This window comes from Nocardia sp. CDC519 (genome assembly GCF_059509835.1).
Genome location: NZ_CM183377.1, coordinates 6,380,478 through 6,396,231, shown reverse-complemented (window position 1 = coordinate 6,396,231; position 15,754 = coordinate 6,380,478). Strand labels below are relative to the sequence as shown.

Here is a 15,754-nt window from a genome sequence, read left to right as displayed (position 1 = left end):
GGGTGAAACCCCCAGGTCAGCTCAACGCATCCGTTGGCGGGCCATCTCCTCGCGCACCGCATCAGCCAGGAACGGGTTGCGTCGGGTGCCGGGATGCTGGACGCGGGCCGCGAACACCACACGCCCACCAATCTGGAACCGCAGCGCCCGAGCGGTGCGCGGTCTGATCACATGCGGGCGGGTGCCCTCGTGCACGAACCGGGCGTGCGGCGCGGTGGCGTACACGCGGAGGCGGGCGCGGGAGCCGTCGTTGCTGACCTGGTAGCCGATCGAGTTACGCAGCGCGCCGGTCCGGGACGGGACGCGGCGGCGGGCGTTGAACACGATGCGGCGGCCAAGCTGATCGAGGTCCCGCTCGGCGCGGCGCACCGCCCGCGCCTGAGTACCGGGAATTCGCTGCCAGACAGCCCGTAGCCGTGCCCGCAGGCTCATTCGTCACCCTCAGAGCGAGAGCGGGCGCGCCGCGGCTTCCGCACCGGCACGGGTTCGGGTTCGGGGTGGTGCCATTCGATGATGCGGACGATGCCGTTACGGGCCAGGCCCTGCACCAGCGGCGTCCACTCCACCCGATGCTGGGAGCCGCGCTCACACACATCGGAGTCGATAACGCCCTCGATAGTCACCTGCATGGGGTCCTCACTTCGCTATTTGTGCGGATGCCTGCTGCACCCACAAGATCGCCAGCCCCTCCGGACCGATCGGCTCACCCGCACCGATCGCGGTATTCAGCGCGACGGCTTCGCGTTCGGCCTTCGCCATCGCCAAACAGAGCGCGTTGTCGATGCGCCACGAGTCATCAAGCTGCACCAGCGCCAGCTGCTCCAGCTCGGTGGGGTCGTCGGTGATCGGGTAGCAGCGGGCGATACCCGCTTCTACGGTGATCGCGCGTCCCGTCCCGCATTTCGCGACCGGCAGCTCTTGCGGGAATTCGTTGCCGGAACGCCAGCGCCGCACCAACCTGACCCACAGGTACGGGCCGCAGTCCGAACAGCAGCTTTCCTGCTCGCCGGAAAGCCATTCCGGGATGACCGCGCTGTCGCCGGCGAGGATGCGGACGGTGTTGGTTCCGCCGCCCAATGGTTGGACGGCGGCGGTGTCGCCGAAGAACGCCCGCAGCTGCTCAGCCACCAAACCGATGATGGTGACCGCCTTATCGCCCGCCATCACGCACCACCCGGCCAATCAGGGCTGAACACGGCGGCGGGGGCCATCTGCTGGGCCGGGTTCGCGGCCACGATCCACGAATCCACCTCCGGCAACCCGGTCACCCGCTTGTCGAACAAGATCGACGGGTCCGCCATCTTCATCGTCACCCCTTGCCGGGTCAGCGATTCCACCCGTCGCGGGAGCCTGCATTTGCCGCCCTCGCACGCATTCCAGAACTCCCTCGCCAACAACGCCACCATCTGTCCGGCGCCGGGTGGTGGGGTGCGGCCGTTGGTGTATTCGACCGTCCACGTCCCCGGCGACCCGGCCGGGATCGTGAGATCCTGGTCGGGCCAACGCCCGCCACGGTGGTAGAGCACATCCCCCTCGAGCACATACTCAGTCGACGGGATGATCGCGCCGTCGACGGTGACGGTCTGCACCTCACACACCGGGCCGGGCAGGTGGACGACGCCGGGCCCGCCGATGCGGCAGGTGGGGCCGCAGCCGCAGGTGACGTTGCGCCACACACCGTTTTCCAGCTCCGGATACCAGGACCAGCCCGGCAACCAGAACAACGGGCCGTCACAGTCGCGGGGGCAGGGCCGCACGACCCTCGGGCAGCACCCGTACTGGCGGCCGGTGAACGACCACAGCACGTGGACGGCGGCGTCGACGGCGGCCTGCAACCTCACCTGATCGTCGGGGGCGGTCACCTCCGGCAGGCATTCGCGCGCGATCGGCCATGTGCAGCTCATGACCGGGAAGGTAGGCGGCAGGGGTGCAACACCGAGACCTATGCGGGCGGCGTGAGGTCCGAGTTCTTCGGGTACAGCGTCAAGTTCAGCGGCTCGCCCTCGACACCGATTGGCGCAGGCTCGCCTATCACCTGCGGGGGTCCCCACGCCGGGATGTCATACACCCACAGGAAGAACTCGTCGTTGACGAACGCTTCCGCCCCGACCAGACCAGCTTCGCGGCCACGGTACGGCGGCGGTCCACCAACAAGCACTCCCTGATACGGGAGAACGTCAGTACGAATCAGCGCCCACCCGCTGGAGGTGGTCTCGTTCGTGTCGCTCGACGCGAGCCAGAAGGTAGCGATCTTGCCGTCGTCGGCGGTCGCCCACACCAGGCGTTGACCGCCGGCCGGGATCGCAGACCACTGCTCGGACGGGATCACATCAATTCGATTCAGGACAGACAAACGATTCTCCCTATCACTTCATCCAACGGTGGCTCCGGCCACCGATGCGTAGACCTGTAGGCCACGCAACGACGCGTGGATGCCATCGGTGTACAACTCCGGGGTGTATGTGTCTTCCTGCGCAGACGAGACACGGAAGCGGTAATCGGCGTCGATGACCCCGGCAATGCCGAACGGGAACTGCTCGAACATCCAGGTGTTGTAGGAGCGGCGGCGAGTGTTTTGGGTGCCGTCGAGGCCGTTTCGCGGGATCACCGTGCACATCCACGTCGGCGCCTGGTGCCCGACACGGGCGGTGATCTTGTCGTTGATGCTGGAAATACTGGCCTGGAACTGGGCCAGCGTCTGGCTGATCACATCGTTGGCACCGAGGGCGAGGATGACGCCGTCGATCTTCATTGCAGCCCAGTCGAACCGGTCGAACATCACGTCGAAGCTGGCGGACGCATAGTTCGCCGCAGCGAATCCGTTGACAGCCAGCATGGTGACCAGCGCGTCATGTCCCTCGGCCCATTGCCGCGGCCACGCGGTCCACAATGGGACCTGCCGCCACGCGGTGTTGTTCGTTCCGCCGGATATGCCGGTGATTCCCTCGGCGATCGAGTCACCGACGAGGAAGAAGTGTTTGCGGCTGGTGTCGACCTCGTATTCGATTCCCCAGTCCAGCGGCGTACCGAGGGTGGTGGTGATTCCGCCGCTGGTGATAGCGGGGTTGAGTGCGCTGGCTGCTGTGGTCCATCGGTAGCACTGGCCGACAGCGTTTTTCACTGCGCCGCTGGTGGGGCGGGTGTAGCCGACAGCGAGCACATATTCGGTGGCGGCCTGTAGCTGCTGGTTGGCGGCGGTGAACCAGTCGGAGACGAAGAAGCTGCCATCACCGGGGATCGGGAAGTTGGTGCCGATGAGGGTTGTTCCGACGCCGCCTTCGAAGTTGTGGGTGCGGACCCCGTCGGCGCCGTACGCGCTGAGCCCGATGACGAGGCCGGTACCGGTGAGTGCTTGTTCTGCGCCGCCGGCGGGGTTGGACACGTCGAAGTTTCGGGCGACGAATCGCCAGCGGGTGGTGTTCTCGGGGACTTTCACCAGCATCCGCAGGCCGCAGGACTGCACGGTGGTGGAGCCCATGTTGCCGGTCCACTGTCCGCCGGGGTTGTAATAGACCCTTTTGGTTTGCGTGCCGGCGGCCGCGGGTTGCCAGGTGGCGTTACCGGCGGCGTCGCTGGTGAGGACATCACCGGTCGCACCGGGATCGGGGGTGATCAGCGTTCCCGCATCGGTGTCGAGCAGGACAGGGCGAGCCATCAGGCGAGCACCACCGGCTGGCTGGCCTCGAAGTTCGCGGCCGTCGCCGAGATCGCGACCCCGACCCGCTGCACGATGTTCCCGGAAGCCGATGGCGGAGTCGAGGTGCCGAGACCTGGTGTGGTGGACAGGAACACCCGCCCGGCAGTCTGCCCAGTGACCTGGGTGTTGGTGCCTTCGAAGTAGACGGTGGCGGTAGCGGCGCTGGCGACGGCGGCGAGGACGAACCCGTGGGCTTCCTTGCCTGCGGTGGTGGCGTCGGCCTTCCGGACGGCCGGGGTCCCGGCGTTGTTCCACACGTTCACGTAGTCACCAGCCGCCAGGGCTTCGGACGCGGTGATCTGCGCGGTGTCGGCACCGATGCCGACCGGCATCATCGACGGGTCGAGCCGGCCAGTCGAGTCGAGGGCGACGACCTCACCGGCGTTCGCGGCACCAGCTGAAACGTCGGTCGCTTCGGTCTCTTTGAGGGTGCCGTCGGCGTGGTCGAGGCGCAGGTAGAGGTCGGCCATGGTGTGCTCCTAGGTGAGGGTGACGGGCTGGTTCGGCCCGAAAAAGATGGTGTCGGGGCGGGTGGGGAGAGCGACGCGGCGCAGAAACACCGCCCCGGCCGGGAGGGCTTGGGTGGGGAGTCCGTTGGTGCCGAGCAGGATCGGTAGCCCAGGTGTCCACGACCAGGAAGGTTCGGTCACCAGCCCGGCGGCGGTGAGGGTCGCGGTGACCCCGGCCAGCCAGGCCGCGGTAGTGATCCAGACGGGCCGGTTCTGGTGGGCCGGGTTGGTGGCGTCCGCGTACTCCACCAACCCGGCATCAGTCGTCGTGACGAGCCGGTGGCCGCCGAGGGCGTGCGCGGTCATCGCCTGCACCACACTCCCGCCGCCGCCAGTCCCCGGCGGGCCCGGCGGGCCAGGGACAGGGACGGCGATCGCGTCCGGTCCCGCACTGGGGACGGCGACCGTGTGTCCGAATCCGCCGTCCCCGCACCCGGCGCCGACCGGGCCCCGCAGCCACGGAAACGCAGGACTATCGGGGTAGTCGAGCCAGAGTTCGGCCCACGCGTTGAGCGGCACCAACGCCACCTGCGCGGCCGGGACGTTCCAGGACATGACGGGGCCGGTGATGGTGGCGGGCCACACCACATCGAACGTGCCGCCCGGCACGTACAGGTGCAGCCACGCCACCAGCCCGGCAGGCCAGGGCACCGGGGTGCCGGGCGGCTGGTGCAATTCCAGCCGCCCGGTGAAATCCGCTGCCGGGTCCAGCCACACACGCAGTCGGCCGACAGGGTCCCCGAGTACCAGCATCAGGCGAAAACGCCTCCGGCCTGGGTTTCGGTGACGGTGACGTCCGGGTCGGTGCCGCCGGTCAAACCGGCACCGTTGGCGGTCATCAGCGGCAGGTTCGTCTCGGCCAGGGCGCCCTGGAACTCCACGGTCCACGGGCCGGTGCCGGTGACGGCGACGTTGCCTTCACCGATGGACGGCAGGGCCTCCAGCGCGGCCTCCACAGCGGTCGCGGCCGCGTTGTAGGCGATGCCGGCAGTGGAGTTGCCGCCGTAGGCGAGGGTGAAGGTGCCGCCGGTCGGCGCGCCACTGAGGGCGACCGACTGGATTTCGTTGGTGCCGACCGCATCGCAGGCAGGCTGCTCCGGCGCGACCGCGACAGCGGTAGGCCCGTAGTACGGCAGAGGCAGCACCAGCGGGCAGCAATCGGCGTTCGGCTCCGGCGGGGCGATCGTGGTCTCGAACATGCGGATGTGCTGGTCCCGCTTGATCGGCTGCAACATGCGGCCCGCCGTGTTCGCCGCGTCGGTGGCGACGACGTTGTACGGGCCCCGACCCCACCGAGTCGCCGCAGCGGTGCGCCCGGTCAGGGTGAACGTGGAGACCTGGGCGCCGATTTCGAGGTCGCCGCCGAGGCCCCATTCCTTCACCGCGCCGACGAGCAGGTACCCGTACTTGGTGATGCCGCCGGCAGCGCCGCCGGTGAGGATGTCGTCGCTGGTGGGTTCGTCGCATTCGTCATCGACGCCGACGCCCGTCCAGATTTCGATGGCGACACCGCGGTCGGACTGCACCGCCTTGCGGTCGGAGAAACCGATATCGGTGCCGTCCCAGCCGGTGACGGTCTCCCAGCCGGTGAGCATGTTGTAGAGGCAGGTGTTGACCTTGCAGAGGTTCAGGGTGATGTTCCACCACTTCCGCTCTGGGGTGGTCGAGTCGGAGACACACACGCCGCCGTCTGCGTTGGTCTGCTCCAGTTCCTCGCGCTCCCGCATCTGCGGGCTGGCGGTGAACGTCACGAAGCCTTTGGTAGTGATCCTGGAGCGGGGCCCCGCGATGGGCATACCGCACGAATCGACCAGGGTGAACCGGGCCAGCTTGCCCTTCACCACACCGAAGTCAGCCACTGAACTCTCCTCAAATGCGCATATGAGTGGTGTCCGTGGCTGCCCAGGCCCGTACGCGGCGCAGGGTAAGAAACCGGGGTGCAAACGACCGATGCCCCAACCGAGTGCGGTTGGGGCATCGGGGGAACCGCTGGGTTATCCGAACCAGTTGGCGCGCGGCTGCTCACCCGCGAGCACACGCTGAAGGTCTTCCTTCACCGCCGCCAGCTCGTTGCGCAGCTGACTGATTTCCAGGCGCGACGCCGCGATCTCCTGCCGCAACGCCTGATTGTCGATATGAGACTGCCGCAGCTCATCCCGCAGCAGCTGCCGATCCTCCTGGAGCTCGTCAACGAGCCGCTTGTACCCGTCACCCAATGTCACATCCGCCTCAGCCCGCCTGTTGCGGCGCAGGAACACCCCAGTCACCACCGCCGTCAGGAACCCACCCGCCCCGAACACAGCAACAACGATTTCCACCCACCCCGGCATCGCGATCACCCCAGCCAGGACGGCAGACCGTGCCGCGGCGGGGCCGGCGGTTTCAGCAGCGACGGCGAGTCCGCGTCACCGCGCACCACCGACGCGATGGAGGTGAGCACGGACATGCCCGCGCTGATCGCGGCCAGGCCAACCGCAGAGGCGAGGGTGTTCCAGTCGCTGGACAGCAGCGACATACCCGCGATCGTGCTGAGCAGCACCTGCACGAACGTCTTGACGGCGCGCTCGGCGGTGGCCTTCCAGAACGTCTTAGTCCACATCGGCGCTCTCCTGGTCCTGCTCGGCCTCAGCCGCATCGGCCTTGGTGGTGGTCTTGCGTGGGGCGGCCTTGCGCGCGGGTGCCTTCTTCGGCTCGGCATCCGGTTCCGGCTTCGTCTCCGGCTTCGAGACCTCGGGCTCCGGCTCGGCGGCCGGTGCAGGGTCCGCGATCAGTCCGGCGGTGCGGGCGATATCGACCGGCACCCGGAACGCCGCACCCCGACCGGTCACCGTGCGCACCTCCCGCCGCCGGTCCGGCCCGGCCGCGGCGAGCAGCCGGGTAGCGAGGTGGCCGCGCTGGTCGCGGTCGACGGCATACACGTCCGCGAATTCGCCGACGATTTCAGTGATCACACGCATGTCAGGCTCCGATCGTGACCGCGTCCGCCCAGCACTCCCAGGTCACCACGACCTCACGCTCAGCGACCGACAGCCGGTCATTGTGGGGATAGTCAGGGCCGTGGACCATCACCACCGGCTTGCGGTGCACGACCACCGGGCCGGTCGCAACGATGGTCTCGGCGAGATCCGCGTACCCGGCGCCGAACGCCCACCGATGCCCCAGCGGGGACAACAGCTGAGTTCCTTGGCGGCGCACCAGGTCCGCTGATTCGAGCGCGGCCGCCAGATGCGGGGCCGCGTGCAGCACGCCGGGGAACCCGTACGCGGCGACGGCTTCCTCGAGCGCGCCGACAGCCGCGACCAGACCGGCGACGGTCGCCGGGGTTCCGGCGGCGGCAAGGAGTTTCGGGACGAGTTGTTCTTCGACGCGCACCGGCTCCTGAAGGCGCAGCAGCTGCTGCGCCCGCTCGGCCGCCTCCAGTTCGGGGACTGCGGCGGCGCAGTTGTCGTCGGCGCCGATCACGTCACCGGCAAAGTCGAGCAGTGGGGTGCGTTCTCCGGCGCCCTTGGGGGAGGGGTCGGGGGCGGGGGCGTCGCAGTCGATGGGCCACACCCAGGAGACGCCGCAGTTGCGGGACTCCACGGTGATGCCCAGCGAAATCTTGGAATCACCGGGGTATTCGAGGACGGTCGCCGCGCCGTACAGGCCCCCTGGCGCGGGGTTTGCCAGCGGCGGCCGGTAGATCACGGTCATGGTTTCCGGGCCTCTCAATAGATGGGGTCCGGTCTGGGGGCGGGGAGCGGGGCAGCCACAGTGACAGACGGGTGCCTGTCGCGGACTACTCCCCGCCCCCAGAACCGGAGTTCAGTAGGGGCGGGAAGCCCCGGATTAGTTCGGCGCGCCCGCCGTGGTCTCGACCACGTTCACCGCCGGAGCAGTGCCACCGGTCAGACCCGAGCCGTCCGCGGTGATCAGCGCAACGTTCGTCGCACCGAGCGCACCCTGGAAGGTGATCGTGTACGGGCCACCCGCCACACCGGAGACGGCGATGTTGCCGGCGCCGATCGAGGACAGCCCGGCCAGCGCCGCCTGCACGACCGCGGCGGCCGCGTTGTAGGCGATCGGCGCGGTGGTGTCACCACCGAACGACAGGGTGAAGGTGCCGCCGGTCGGGCCACCGCTGATGGTGGCGGTCTGGACTTCGTTGACGGTGGCCGCGCACACCAGCTCCTCGCGTGCGCCCACGCTGCCGTTGACGCAGATCGGGACGGTGACCGCTTCGGAGACCTTGCAGCGGTTGTCCACGAGGTACTCGTCCTCGGTGAACAGCTCCATGTAGCGGTTCTGCTGGAGCATGGCCTTCTCGTAGAGGGTGCCGACCTCGATGATGTTGTCGAGGTGCCGGTACCAGGCGCCGGATGGGTACAGCAGCACCGTCGCGCTGGTGGGCCAGTGGGTGGCGTTGTCGGGCAGCAGCTGCCAGTGACCGACCCACTGGATGCGGATGTTGCGGGCTGCGAGCCAGCCGTCGATGGTGGCGTCGGTGACGGACTTGACGTCCACACCCTGCTGGTACGCCATATCAGCCGCAGCCGCCTTCAGCAGCCACGAGGGGGCTTTGCCCTCGATGATCGCGTTGTGGCCGATGCGTTCCTTCTGCCGAATCAGCGTCGCCCGCAAAGCGAGGCTGTTGAGGATCGCGCCGGCTGCGCCGATGGTGCTGTTCGCGGGCACGGTGATCGCGGTGGAGCCAGCGACCATGTCCTGGAGGGTCCAGACAGACACCTTGATCTGGTGGGCCTTCATGACCTCCTGCATGAACCGAGCGATCAGCTCCGGGTAACCCCGGCGCTGGAGGATGCCGGCGGTGACGCAGAGGCCGATAGCCTCGGCACGGATTTCCTCGAACTCGGTGCACGGGATTTCGATGCAGGGCTTGGTCGGGTTCGGTTCGGCCATCAGCTCGGCCTCGGTGAACCGGAACGGCAGCGTGTTGTACAGCTCCGTGAAGTCCGGGTCGACGGGGCGGCGGATGCCGCCACGGCTGATGTTCATGTCCGCCAACGTGACCAGGTCGGTTGCCGGGTCCACGTCACAGAAGTCGTAGATCAGTTCGGACGGCGAGCACCAGCCCGCCGACGCCACCAGCGCACCGTCCTTGTCGAAGGTGTTGGTGCGGTACTCGGTGGCGGAGATGATCGCGTCGATCTGCTCCTGTGCCTCGATGTCCTGGTCGGCGGTCACGATCCGATCCGGGCCGAAGTCGCGGGACAGGGTTGCCAGCGACATCGGGACCATGGCACCGCGCTCACGGTGCGGGGCCCGGTTCGGGATGATCCGCGTCGAGACGGCCATGGAGTCGAGGGCCGCGGCGAGGGTGTCGTAGCCGACCGGGCCGTTCTGGAACTTCGGGGTCTGCGGGCGCATCTCGAACCCGACCTCGGCGGCCGGGGCCGCGACCTTCGCCGGGGTCTTGCCGGTACGGGCACCCAGGCCCTTGAACGGCGAACCGGCCGGGTTGGTGGACGCGGTGAGCGCAGGCTCGGCGGCCTCCGCGGTGATGGTTTCGGCCTCCGCCACGACCTCGGCACCACCATCGCCACCGTTGTCGGCGGGCGGCTCCGGCTCCGGGGCCGGTTCGGGCGCAGCCGGTTCCGGCTCCGCCACGGGCTCGGCGGCACGAGCGGTCCGCGCCTCCAACAGCGCCTGCGCAGCGGCAGCGCGGTCGGCTTCCTCGGCGCGGATTTCGTTGATCCGCTCGGTGAGCGCCTTGGAGGCGTCGTTGAGGGCGGTCAGATCGGCCAGCGCCTCGGCGGTCGGGCTGGCACCGGGCTCCGGTGCGAGCGCATCGAATTCGGCGTCGGCCTGCGCGGCCAGGGCGGCCAGCTCCTCGACGGACAGGCCATCAAGAGTTTCGGGCAGCTTGAACTTCACGGGGATACTCCCAACTCGCAATGAATGTGCAGGTCGGGAGGCCCGCAGCCATACCCCGGTCGGTTGTTGCGCGAAAGATAGAGAGCAGGGGTGAAACCGGGGCTATGCTGCGCTGACCAGGCCAAAAGGGGAGCGTCAGAGTTCCCTACACACACCGAGGGGAAACATGACCCGCACCCGCATCACCGCGACCATCGCCGCGGCCGCTGCCGTGTTCGCGCTCGCCGGCTGCTCCGACAACGACCCGAATCCGGAGCCGCAGTCGACGCCGATCGTTCCCGGCACCTACGAAGGTGAGCCGGGCGCGCCGACCTCGCAGGCGGCGACGACCACGAAGGGGAGGGGTGGGGTGTATGCGCCCACCGAGACGGCGGTCGGGCAGTCAGGGTTGGAGGCGTCGATCCTGTCGGTGGAGGACACGCAGTCGCGGTACGGGCCGGTCGTGGTGTTCACGTTCCAGGTCGTCAACACGACCGATGAGCCGTGGGAGGGCTACAACTGGATGACGCCGACCGTCGTCTATGGAGACGCGGGTGTCCCGGCGGAGCATGTGGTTTCGGGTGCGGACAAGTTCGGTGATGGTGTGGTGGGTGTGATTCCGCCGGGGTCGCGGCAGACGGTGAAGCACGCCTACAAAGTCAGCAAGGCGGAGTTGAATCCGGCTGTGGTGACGGCTGGTTCGGTGACGTGGTCAGGGGATTTCTCGACCTTCACCCGATAACTTGACCATAGCCCCATATGGGGCTATATTGGTTGGTGTACGGCGCACCAGGCGCCACCCCTCCGGAAGGACCGGACCATGTTCACCAACCTCGACGCCCGCCACGCTGTCATCACCGCCATCGAGGCCAACGGCACCGACATCGCCAGCCGCGACGAGTTCGACATCGACGCCATCGTGGCCGGCGTCCGCGAGGCCACCGGCGACTACAACGTCGAGGCCATGGAGCACGACGCCTTCTGGGCGCTCGTCTTCGCCAACCTCATCGACTGACTCACCCCAGGCCCGCCCCGACCAACCGGGGCGGGCCCACCTCCCCACCCGTACGACGCACCAGGCGTCACCCCACCGGAAGGACCGGAACACCATGCACAACACCGCTATCGCCGCGAAGTCTGAGCTGTCCGCCCTCATCCTGCTCGGCCGCGCGCTGCGCCGCACCTACAACTACGACGTCGTCCGCGCCATCGAGGCCACCGCCGCCGCTGTCTCCGACCACGGCCGCGCCAACGGCATCAGCAACGAGGACCTGTTCCGGGCGTTCGCCGATGGTGTCATCGAACGCCCTGAAGTGGTTGCCCCGCGCGATGACCTGGCGGTCTGCTACCACCTGGCGCACGCACTGCCTCTGATCGGGCGGGACATGGACGTTCGGTCCATCGTCGCCCTCGCTGATGCGGTCGAGGCGTCAGTCGAGGCAGTGAAGGCGCGCGGCGGCACCCTCGAAGAGGTCCAGGAGGTCACCCGCCCGGTCGCCGAAACCTGGTAGCCCGGCGCAGCATCGGCCCCCGACCAGCACGCTGGTTCGGGGGCCGACGTGCGTTCGCGGTCAGGCCGTTTTGCGCACGGTGGTGATCGTGCCGCCCAACTTCTTCAACTCCAGATGCATCCGGGCCTCCGTCTGCGTCAGGAACGGACCGAACTGCTCACCCGATTCGGTGGTCACCAGATAGCCGGTCACCTGCCCCAAACGCGCCCGGCCACCGCCACAATTGCAACCTGCCATCAGCTGACCTTTCGTCGGGCATGCTCCGCGAGAACCACGTCTGCCAGAACCCGCCGCCGGTCCTGCATCGACGCCGCCAGCGTCTGCGCGGCGCGGCTGCGCTGCTCCTCGGCCTGCTGCCGCGCATACGCTTCCGCGCCACGGCGGGCGATATCGGCGAGCAGCGACTCGGGCAGCGGGGTGCGGGCCGCGCGGGGCGCGAACGACGCCACCAATGCGAGATCGCCGTCGCGGTCGCGCTGGCGGGTGAAGATCGGGAAACCGGGCGAGTTGACCGCGTGCGCGGCAATCAGTTCCGGCGCCCCGGCTACACGCTCCCAGTGCCCGGAGTGCGGAGCACCGATCGCGGCGCGGACCATCTTCTCGTCGGCTTCCGGGTTCACCACACCGGACACCCAGATACCGAGGTTGCCGTCGATGGCGCGCACGAGCGCCCACGCGGTGGCGACGTTGTCGTAATGCTCCAGCGCGGCGCGCATTCCGCGCCCGGCCGGACCGTGGCCGCCGCCCACGGTGAGCCGGCCGACGCGCAGCAGCTCCCCGTCGTCGGTGCGCACCGACGACTGATGGAACTCGGCGTACCCGCAGCGCGACTTGTACGGGGTAGGCGGGTCGTCCTTGGTCAAGTGGGCGCGATGCAGGGTGTCCCAGGTGGCGAGGTGCCCCATGACGCGGCCGTCGTCAGTGAGATGGATCGGGGTCGGCTCGTCGGCCTCCGGGATCGCGAACGCATCCGCCGGATACGTCGGAATCGTGATCGTCGCCGCTGCCACCAACGGCATCGCGGGCGGCTCGTCGGCGGCATCACCGATCACCATGTACGCGTCCCGGAACTCCGGCACCGACACCAGCGTCGCGGCCACAATCTCGGCTACGTCGATGCGGGACACCACCGCGGCGCCCTCCATCCACATCTGCTCGGCAGTCTCCGGGGTGATCGGGTTGCCGGCCACGTCGGTGAGGACTTCGGAGCGGGCGACCAGGTCGACCGATGGCCTGGTGACTTGGGCTTCGAGCTGCTGGATGGCTTCGGCGGCTTCGGGGGAGTCGAGCATGGTGCCGGTGCCCCAGACCGCGCCGTCGCGCACCTGCACCGATTCGAGCACGCCGACGGTGTAGGCGCCGTCGTGGCCGGGGTCGGCGGTTTTCTGCCACCGCAACGCCAGCGGGAGCGCGCTGTCGACCAGCTCGACGTTTGCGGCGAGCATCCATCCCTGGGAGCGGCCGGGCACGCCGGTCGGGATGATCATCGCCTCGAATGTCCTCGGCATGGTGATGCCTCCTGTGTCTGCTGCTGACGCAACCTGCGCCGGGGCGGCGAGTGCGGTGGTTGAGGGGGAGATGAAGAGGACGCACCGGCAGCCGATCACCTCTTCCGGTGGGCCATCGGGGTCGCCGGGCCGCGACAGTTGCGCGCCACCCACGGTGAACGGGGTGCCGATGGGGACGCGTTGTCCGTCCGCGTGGCGGTGGGTGGCGCGGGTTCGGTCGTCGTTCAGCGCCATCCACGTCTTATCGAGGGGGATGCCGGTGTCGCGTTCTTCGAGTTCGGCGGCGGCGAGGCGGGTGGCGTTGTAGAGGGCGACGGCTTCGTTGCGGGCGATCAACGCCGCATCATCCCGCCAACTGTTCCCATAGGTGAGAACGTCGGCGGCGGCTTGACGTATCACGCTGACGGCCTGCCCCGCGCGGTCGCGGATCGCGGCGGCTACGCGACGCACCCCTCGGGCGGGGACATCGAGGAGCCGGGTGCGGATGCTGCCGAGATAGCTGGTCTGCCAGGCCGACAGTCGTTCGGCTGCCGTGCCGAGTTGCCTGGTCAGCAGTGCCGCCATGCGTGGCAGCAGGCGTCGATCCAACTCGGCCTCCCACACGTGGGAAGTCTGGGCGATAGCGTCCGGGTCCGGCGGGATCTCACCCTGCGCGGCCGCAGTGAAGTACGGGAGGGCGGCGGTTCGGGCGGCGTCCAACCACACCTGGAGACACTCGGCCGCGACACCCTCGATCTCTTGTTCGAGGGTGAGGACATCGACCAGGGCGGCCCGCTGCTCCGGAGTCATCGCGTCCGCCACGGTGGCAGCGACCCCGTCGTCAGCACGGTCCGCGCGGTCTCCCTCACCGCCGCCGCGATCTGCGGGCGCGTGAATCCGATGCCGGCGCACAACTCGTCATCGAGCACGTCGTCCCAGCCGTCGATCAACCGGTCCACATCCGCCGCCGCGACCGGGCCCAGGTGCGCGGCCAAATGCGTGTCCCGCGCGGGGACATCGCGTAGGCGTGCGTGGTCGGCGCGGCCGCGGCGTCGTTTCCCGGCCAGCTCGAGGGCGCGGTTGACGCAGAGGCGGGTGACGGCGGACGCGGTGACGGCGGGCTGCTCGTCGCGGGTGTCGGGTGTGCCGCGCGGCGCAGCCTCAATCGCCTCCGGCTCCGCACCCTGCGCGGGTGCGGGTGTCGGGGCGGCGATTTGGAGGTCAGCCAGGGCGGGTACCAGGACACGCAGGATGGGGGCGAGGACGGGGACGAGGGTGGCGTCGCGGCGCACCTGGTCGGTCGCCCACGCCGCCCACCCGTCGCGGGTGGTGAGGTCGTATCCGGCGTCCTCGGTGGAGAGCCCGATTTCGCGGAGGTAGGCGTCGGCGTTGACCACGCCCCGGTCGAAACCGTCGCGGGTCTGCTCCAGCTGATCGGGTTTGGCTTCGACGTCGGTGGTGTCGTACCAGATCACCACATCCGCCGCCGTGTCGCCGAGGATCGGGCGCAGCAGTTCGTTGGTGAGGGCCTGGCAGATGACCTCCATCTCCGGGGCGGCGTGCCAGCGGACGGCTTCCTCTTCCACACCCCAGAGGGACCAGTGGTTGAGGTCGGCGAGGCCGAGCAGGACCTCGGGCGGCATATCGAGGGTCATGGCCAGGCGGCGGATGGCTTTCTCCTGCGCCGCCTGCGCCTTCTCGCTGACTTCGCTGTCGAACTTGATGTGTCGGATTTTGTCGACCCACTGGCCCGCCACCTGGAGCACGATCGGCACCAACGCCTCCGCGCTCGAGGGATTCTCGATGGCGGTGGACATGGCTTTCATCAGCGCCTGGTGCACTTCACCGGCGGTGACGAACCGGGATGCGGCCGGCGGCGGCAGGTTCGGCGCGTCCGGGTCGACTTTGTCGCCGGTGGGCGCGGTCTGCACCGGCATCGACGCCTCGGTGGGGATGACGAGGATGCCGTTACCGGCCTGGCGGCTCTTGCCGGCGCCTTCGATGTTCTGGTCCATGCGCACGATGCGCCGAAGGATCGGCAGCGCCGCCTTCGTCGGCGACCACGCCAGCCAGGAGCGGCGCGGGTCCGGCCGCCAAATCCGGGACAAGGTGTCGTTGGACTTGTCCATCAGGTACCTGGTGCCGTCCTGCAACAGCAGCTCGACATCGGTGCCTTTGGTTTTCACCTCATCGGTGGACAGGACATGCCACTGCTCGACCCCGGCCGGGTAGATGATCGCCAGCCACGCCTCGCCGGGAATCATCATCAGCGGGGCGAGGCGGGCGAGCAGCTGTGACTGTCCGGCGATTCCGCCGGCGATGCGCGCCACCAGCTGCTGCGCGGCGACGTTGTCAGTGGTGCCGGTGGGTTTGCCGGTGTCGGGGTCGATATCGGAGGCGACAAGCCGGAACCTGCTGAGTAGGGCTTGCTTCCACAGCAGGGCGAAGGACAGTTCGCCGACGAGGTCGAGCATGTCCCATGCCTCGCCCTGCCACTTCCCGCTCTCGCCGGAGGCGGGTTTGGTGATCTTGCCCCACCGTTCCGGTGCGATCGGTGCGGACGCCGCGGTGAGACCGGACAGCGACGACACCACCGGCTCGCCGCTGTCGGGGCCGGTAGTGCTGCGTTTGCGTTGCCAGATGAGTCCCATCGCGCGGCACGGTAGAAAACGGGGGTGCAACGCGAATCAGCCCGCA

20 protein-coding genes are annotated in these 15,754 nt (G+C 68.6%); 3 read left to right on the top strand and 17 right to left on the bottom strand.

Annotated features, from left to right (window positions below; genetic code table 11):
* Positions 1-21: 21 nt before the first annotated feature.
* The 14 genes from AC5W7N_RS29385 to AC5W7N_RS29320 all read right to left on the bottom strand — a co-directional run bounded on the left by AC5W7N_RS29385 (position 22) and on the right by AC5W7N_RS29320 (position 10,080).
* A complete protein-coding gene (locus AC5W7N_RS29385) occupies positions 22-432 on the bottom strand; it encodes an HK97 gp10 family phage protein (protein WP_495922875.1) in 411 nt (136 codons plus the stop codon).
* Complete coding sequence (locus AC5W7N_RS29380; protein ID WP_495922873.1) at positions 429-629, bottom strand: hypothetical protein; 201 nt, start codon at positions 627-629, stop codon at positions 429-431. The genes AC5W7N_RS29385 and AC5W7N_RS29380 overlap by 4 nt, the downstream gene beginning before the upstream one ends.
* Positions 630-636: 7 nt before the next feature.
* Positions 637-1,164: a hypothetical protein gene (locus AC5W7N_RS29375; protein ID WP_495922872.1), complete on the bottom strand. Its 528-nt coding sequence runs from the start codon at positions 1,162-1,164 to the stop codon at positions 637-639.
* Positions 1,164-1,904: a hypothetical protein gene (locus tag AC5W7N_RS29370; protein WP_495922870.1), complete on the bottom strand. Its 741-nt coding sequence runs from the start codon at positions 1,902-1,904 to the stop codon at positions 1,164-1,166. The genes AC5W7N_RS29375 and AC5W7N_RS29370 overlap by 1 nt, the downstream gene beginning before the upstream one ends.
* A 38-nt stretch (positions 1,905-1,942) precedes the next feature.
* Complete coding sequence (locus tag AC5W7N_RS29365; RefSeq protein WP_495922869.1) at positions 1,943-2,353, bottom strand: hypothetical protein; 411 nt, start codon at positions 2,351-2,353, stop codon at positions 1,943-1,945.
* Between the two features lie 18 nt (positions 2,354-2,371).
* Positions 2,372-3,655 (bottom strand): SGNH/GDSL hydrolase family protein, encoded by a 1,284-nt coding sequence (locus AC5W7N_RS29360; protein ID WP_495922868.1) that lies wholly within the window; start codon positions 3,653-3,655, stop codon positions 2,372-2,374.
* A complete protein-coding gene (locus AC5W7N_RS29355; RefSeq protein ID WP_495922867.1) occupies positions 3,655-4,167 on the bottom strand; it encodes a hypothetical protein in 513 nt (170 codons plus the stop codon). Before AC5W7N_RS29355 ends, AC5W7N_RS29360 begins: the two co-directional genes overlap by 1 nt.
* Positions 4,168-4,176: 9 nt before the next feature.
* Positions 4,177-4,959 (bottom strand): LtfC-like domain-containing protein, encoded by a 783-nt coding sequence (locus tag AC5W7N_RS29350; RefSeq protein ID WP_495922866.1) that lies wholly within the window; start codon positions 4,957-4,959, stop codon positions 4,177-4,179.
* The gene (locus AC5W7N_RS29345) at positions 4,959-6,065 is read right to left on the bottom strand and encodes a hypothetical protein (RefSeq protein ID WP_495922865.1); all 1,107 of its coding nucleotides are present in this window, start codon (positions 6,063-6,065) and stop codon (positions 4,959-4,961) included. The genes AC5W7N_RS29350 and AC5W7N_RS29345 overlap by 1 nt, the downstream gene beginning before the upstream one ends.
* Positions 6,066-6,200: 135 nt before the next feature.
* The gene (locus tag AC5W7N_RS29340) at positions 6,201-6,536 is read right to left on the bottom strand and encodes a hypothetical protein (protein WP_495922864.1); all 336 of its coding nucleotides are present in this window, start codon (positions 6,534-6,536) and stop codon (positions 6,201-6,203) included.
* 5 nt (positions 6,537-6,541) lie between these two features.
* Positions 6,542-6,805, bottom strand: coding sequence for a holin (locus tag AC5W7N_RS29335; protein WP_495922862.1), 264 nt, complete (start codon positions 6,803-6,805; stop codon positions 6,542-6,544).
* Entirely contained in the window at positions 6,795-7,163 is a 369-nt protein-coding gene (locus AC5W7N_RS29330; RefSeq protein ID WP_495922861.1) for a hypothetical protein, read from the bottom strand. The genes AC5W7N_RS29335 and AC5W7N_RS29330 overlap by 11 nt, the downstream gene beginning before the upstream one ends.
* A gap of 1 nt (position 7,164) precedes the next feature.
* Positions 7,165-7,899, bottom strand: coding sequence for a hypothetical protein (locus AC5W7N_RS29325; protein WP_495922860.1), 735 nt, complete (start codon positions 7,897-7,899; stop codon positions 7,165-7,167).
* A 135-nt stretch (positions 7,900-8,034) separates the two neighbouring features.
* Entirely contained in the window at positions 8,035-10,080 is a 2,046-nt protein-coding gene (locus tag AC5W7N_RS29320) for a major capsid protein (RefSeq protein ID WP_495922859.1), read from the bottom strand.
* A 166-nt stretch (positions 10,081-10,246) separates the two neighbouring features.
* Here AC5W7N_RS29320 and AC5W7N_RS29315 point away from each other — a divergent pair, with 166 nt between their 5' ends.
* The 3 genes from AC5W7N_RS29315 (at position 10,247) to AC5W7N_RS29305 (ending at position 11,570) form a co-directional block, all read left to right on the top strand.
* Positions 10,247-10,801: a hypothetical protein gene (locus tag AC5W7N_RS29315; protein WP_495922857.1), complete on the top strand. Its 555-nt coding sequence runs from the start codon at positions 10,247-10,249 to the stop codon at positions 10,799-10,801.
* 78 nt (positions 10,802-10,879) lie between these two features.
* Positions 10,880-11,074: a hypothetical protein gene (locus AC5W7N_RS29310; protein WP_495922855.1), complete on the top strand. Its 195-nt coding sequence runs from the start codon at positions 10,880-10,882 to the stop codon at positions 11,072-11,074.
* 94 nt (positions 11,075-11,168) lie between these two features.
* Positions 11,169-11,570 carry a hypothetical protein gene (locus AC5W7N_RS29305; RefSeq protein ID WP_495922854.1) on the top strand — a complete coding sequence of 134 codons (402 nt, stop codon included), beginning with the start codon at positions 11,169-11,171 and terminating at the stop codon, positions 11,568-11,570.
* A 60-nt stretch (positions 11,571-11,630) separates the two neighbouring features.
* On the opposite strand, the gene AC5W7N_RS29300 is transcribed toward AC5W7N_RS29305, so the two are convergent.
* The 3 genes from AC5W7N_RS29300 to AC5W7N_RS29290 are packed head-to-tail and all read right to left on the bottom strand — an operon-like array spanning position 11,631 to position 15,708.
* Positions 11,631-11,807, bottom strand: a complete 177-nt coding sequence (locus tag AC5W7N_RS29300; RefSeq protein WP_495922853.1) for a DUF7196 family protein — start codon at positions 11,805-11,807, stop codon at positions 11,631-11,633.
* Complete coding sequence (locus tag AC5W7N_RS29295) at positions 11,807-13,867, bottom strand: phage minor head protein (RefSeq protein ID WP_495922852.1); 2,061 nt, start codon at positions 13,865-13,867, stop codon at positions 11,807-11,809. Before AC5W7N_RS29295 ends, AC5W7N_RS29300 begins: the two co-directional genes overlap by 1 nt.
* The gene (locus tag AC5W7N_RS29290) at positions 13,864-15,708 is read right to left on the bottom strand and encodes a hypothetical protein (protein WP_495922851.1); all 1,845 of its coding nucleotides are present in this window, start codon (positions 15,706-15,708) and stop codon (positions 13,864-13,866) included. Before AC5W7N_RS29290 ends, AC5W7N_RS29295 begins: the two co-directional genes overlap by 4 nt.
* Positions 15,709-15,754: the final 46 nt, after the last annotated feature.

Coding starts and splice junctions, on each gene's coding strand:
- AC5W7N_RS29385 (WP_495922875.1), bottom strand. CDS start 432: ATGAGCCTGCGGGCACGGCTACGGGCTGTCTGGCAGCGAATTCCCGGT.
- AC5W7N_RS29380 (WP_495922873.1), bottom strand. CDS start 629: ATGCAGGTGACTATCGAGGGCGTTATCGACTCCGATGTGTGTGAGCGC.
- AC5W7N_RS29375 (WP_495922872.1), bottom strand. CDS start 1,164: ATGGCGGGCGATAAGGCGGTCACCATCATCGGTTTGGTGGCTGAGCAG.
- AC5W7N_RS29370 (WP_495922870.1), bottom strand. CDS start 1,904: ATGAGCTGCACATGGCCGATCGCGCGCGAATGCCTGCCGGAGGTGACC.
- AC5W7N_RS29360 (WP_495922868.1), bottom strand. CDS start 3,655: ATGGCTCGCCCTGTCCTGCTCGACACCGATGCGGGAACGCTGATCACC.
- AC5W7N_RS29355 (WP_495922867.1), bottom strand. CDS start 4,167: ATGGCCGACCTCTACCTGCGCCTCGACCACGCCGACGGCACCCTCAAA.
- AC5W7N_RS29350 (WP_495922866.1), bottom strand. CDS start 4,959: ATGCTGGTACTCGGGGACCCTGTCGGCCGACTGCGTGTGTGGCTGGAC.
- AC5W7N_RS29340 (WP_495922864.1), bottom strand. CDS start 6,536: ATGCCGGGGTGGGTGGAAATCGTTGTTGCTGTGTTCGGGGCGGGTGGG.
- AC5W7N_RS29335 (WP_495922862.1), bottom strand. CDS start 6,805: ATGTGGACTAAGACGTTCTGGAAGGCCACCGCCGAGCGCGCCGTCAAG.
- AC5W7N_RS29330 (WP_495922861.1), bottom strand. CDS start 7,163: ATGCGTGTGATCACTGAAATCGTCGGCGAATTCGCGGACGTGTATGCC.
- AC5W7N_RS29325 (WP_495922860.1), bottom strand. CDS start 7,899: ATGACCGTGATCTACCGGCCGCCGCTGGCAAACCCCGCGCCAGGGGGC.
- AC5W7N_RS29315 (WP_495922857.1), top strand. CDS start 10,247: ATGACCCGCACCCGCATCACCGCGACCATCGCCGCGGCCGCTGCCGTG.
- AC5W7N_RS29310 (WP_495922855.1), top strand. CDS start 10,880: ATGTTCACCAACCTCGACGCCCGCCACGCTGTCATCACCGCCATCGAG.
- AC5W7N_RS29305 (WP_495922854.1), top strand. CDS start 11,169: ATGCACAACACCGCTATCGCCGCGAAGTCTGAGCTGTCCGCCCTCATC.
- AC5W7N_RS29300 (WP_495922853.1), bottom strand. CDS start 11,807: ATGGCAGGTTGCAATTGTGGCGGTGGCCGGGCGCGTTTGGGGCAGGTG.
- AC5W7N_RS29295 (WP_495922852.1), bottom strand. CDS start 13,867: ATGACTCCGGAGCAGCGGGCCGCCCTGGTCGATGTCCTCACCCTCGAA.
- AC5W7N_RS29290 (WP_495922851.1), bottom strand. CDS start 15,708: ATGGGACTCATCTGGCAACGCAAACGCAGCACTACCGGCCCCGACAGC.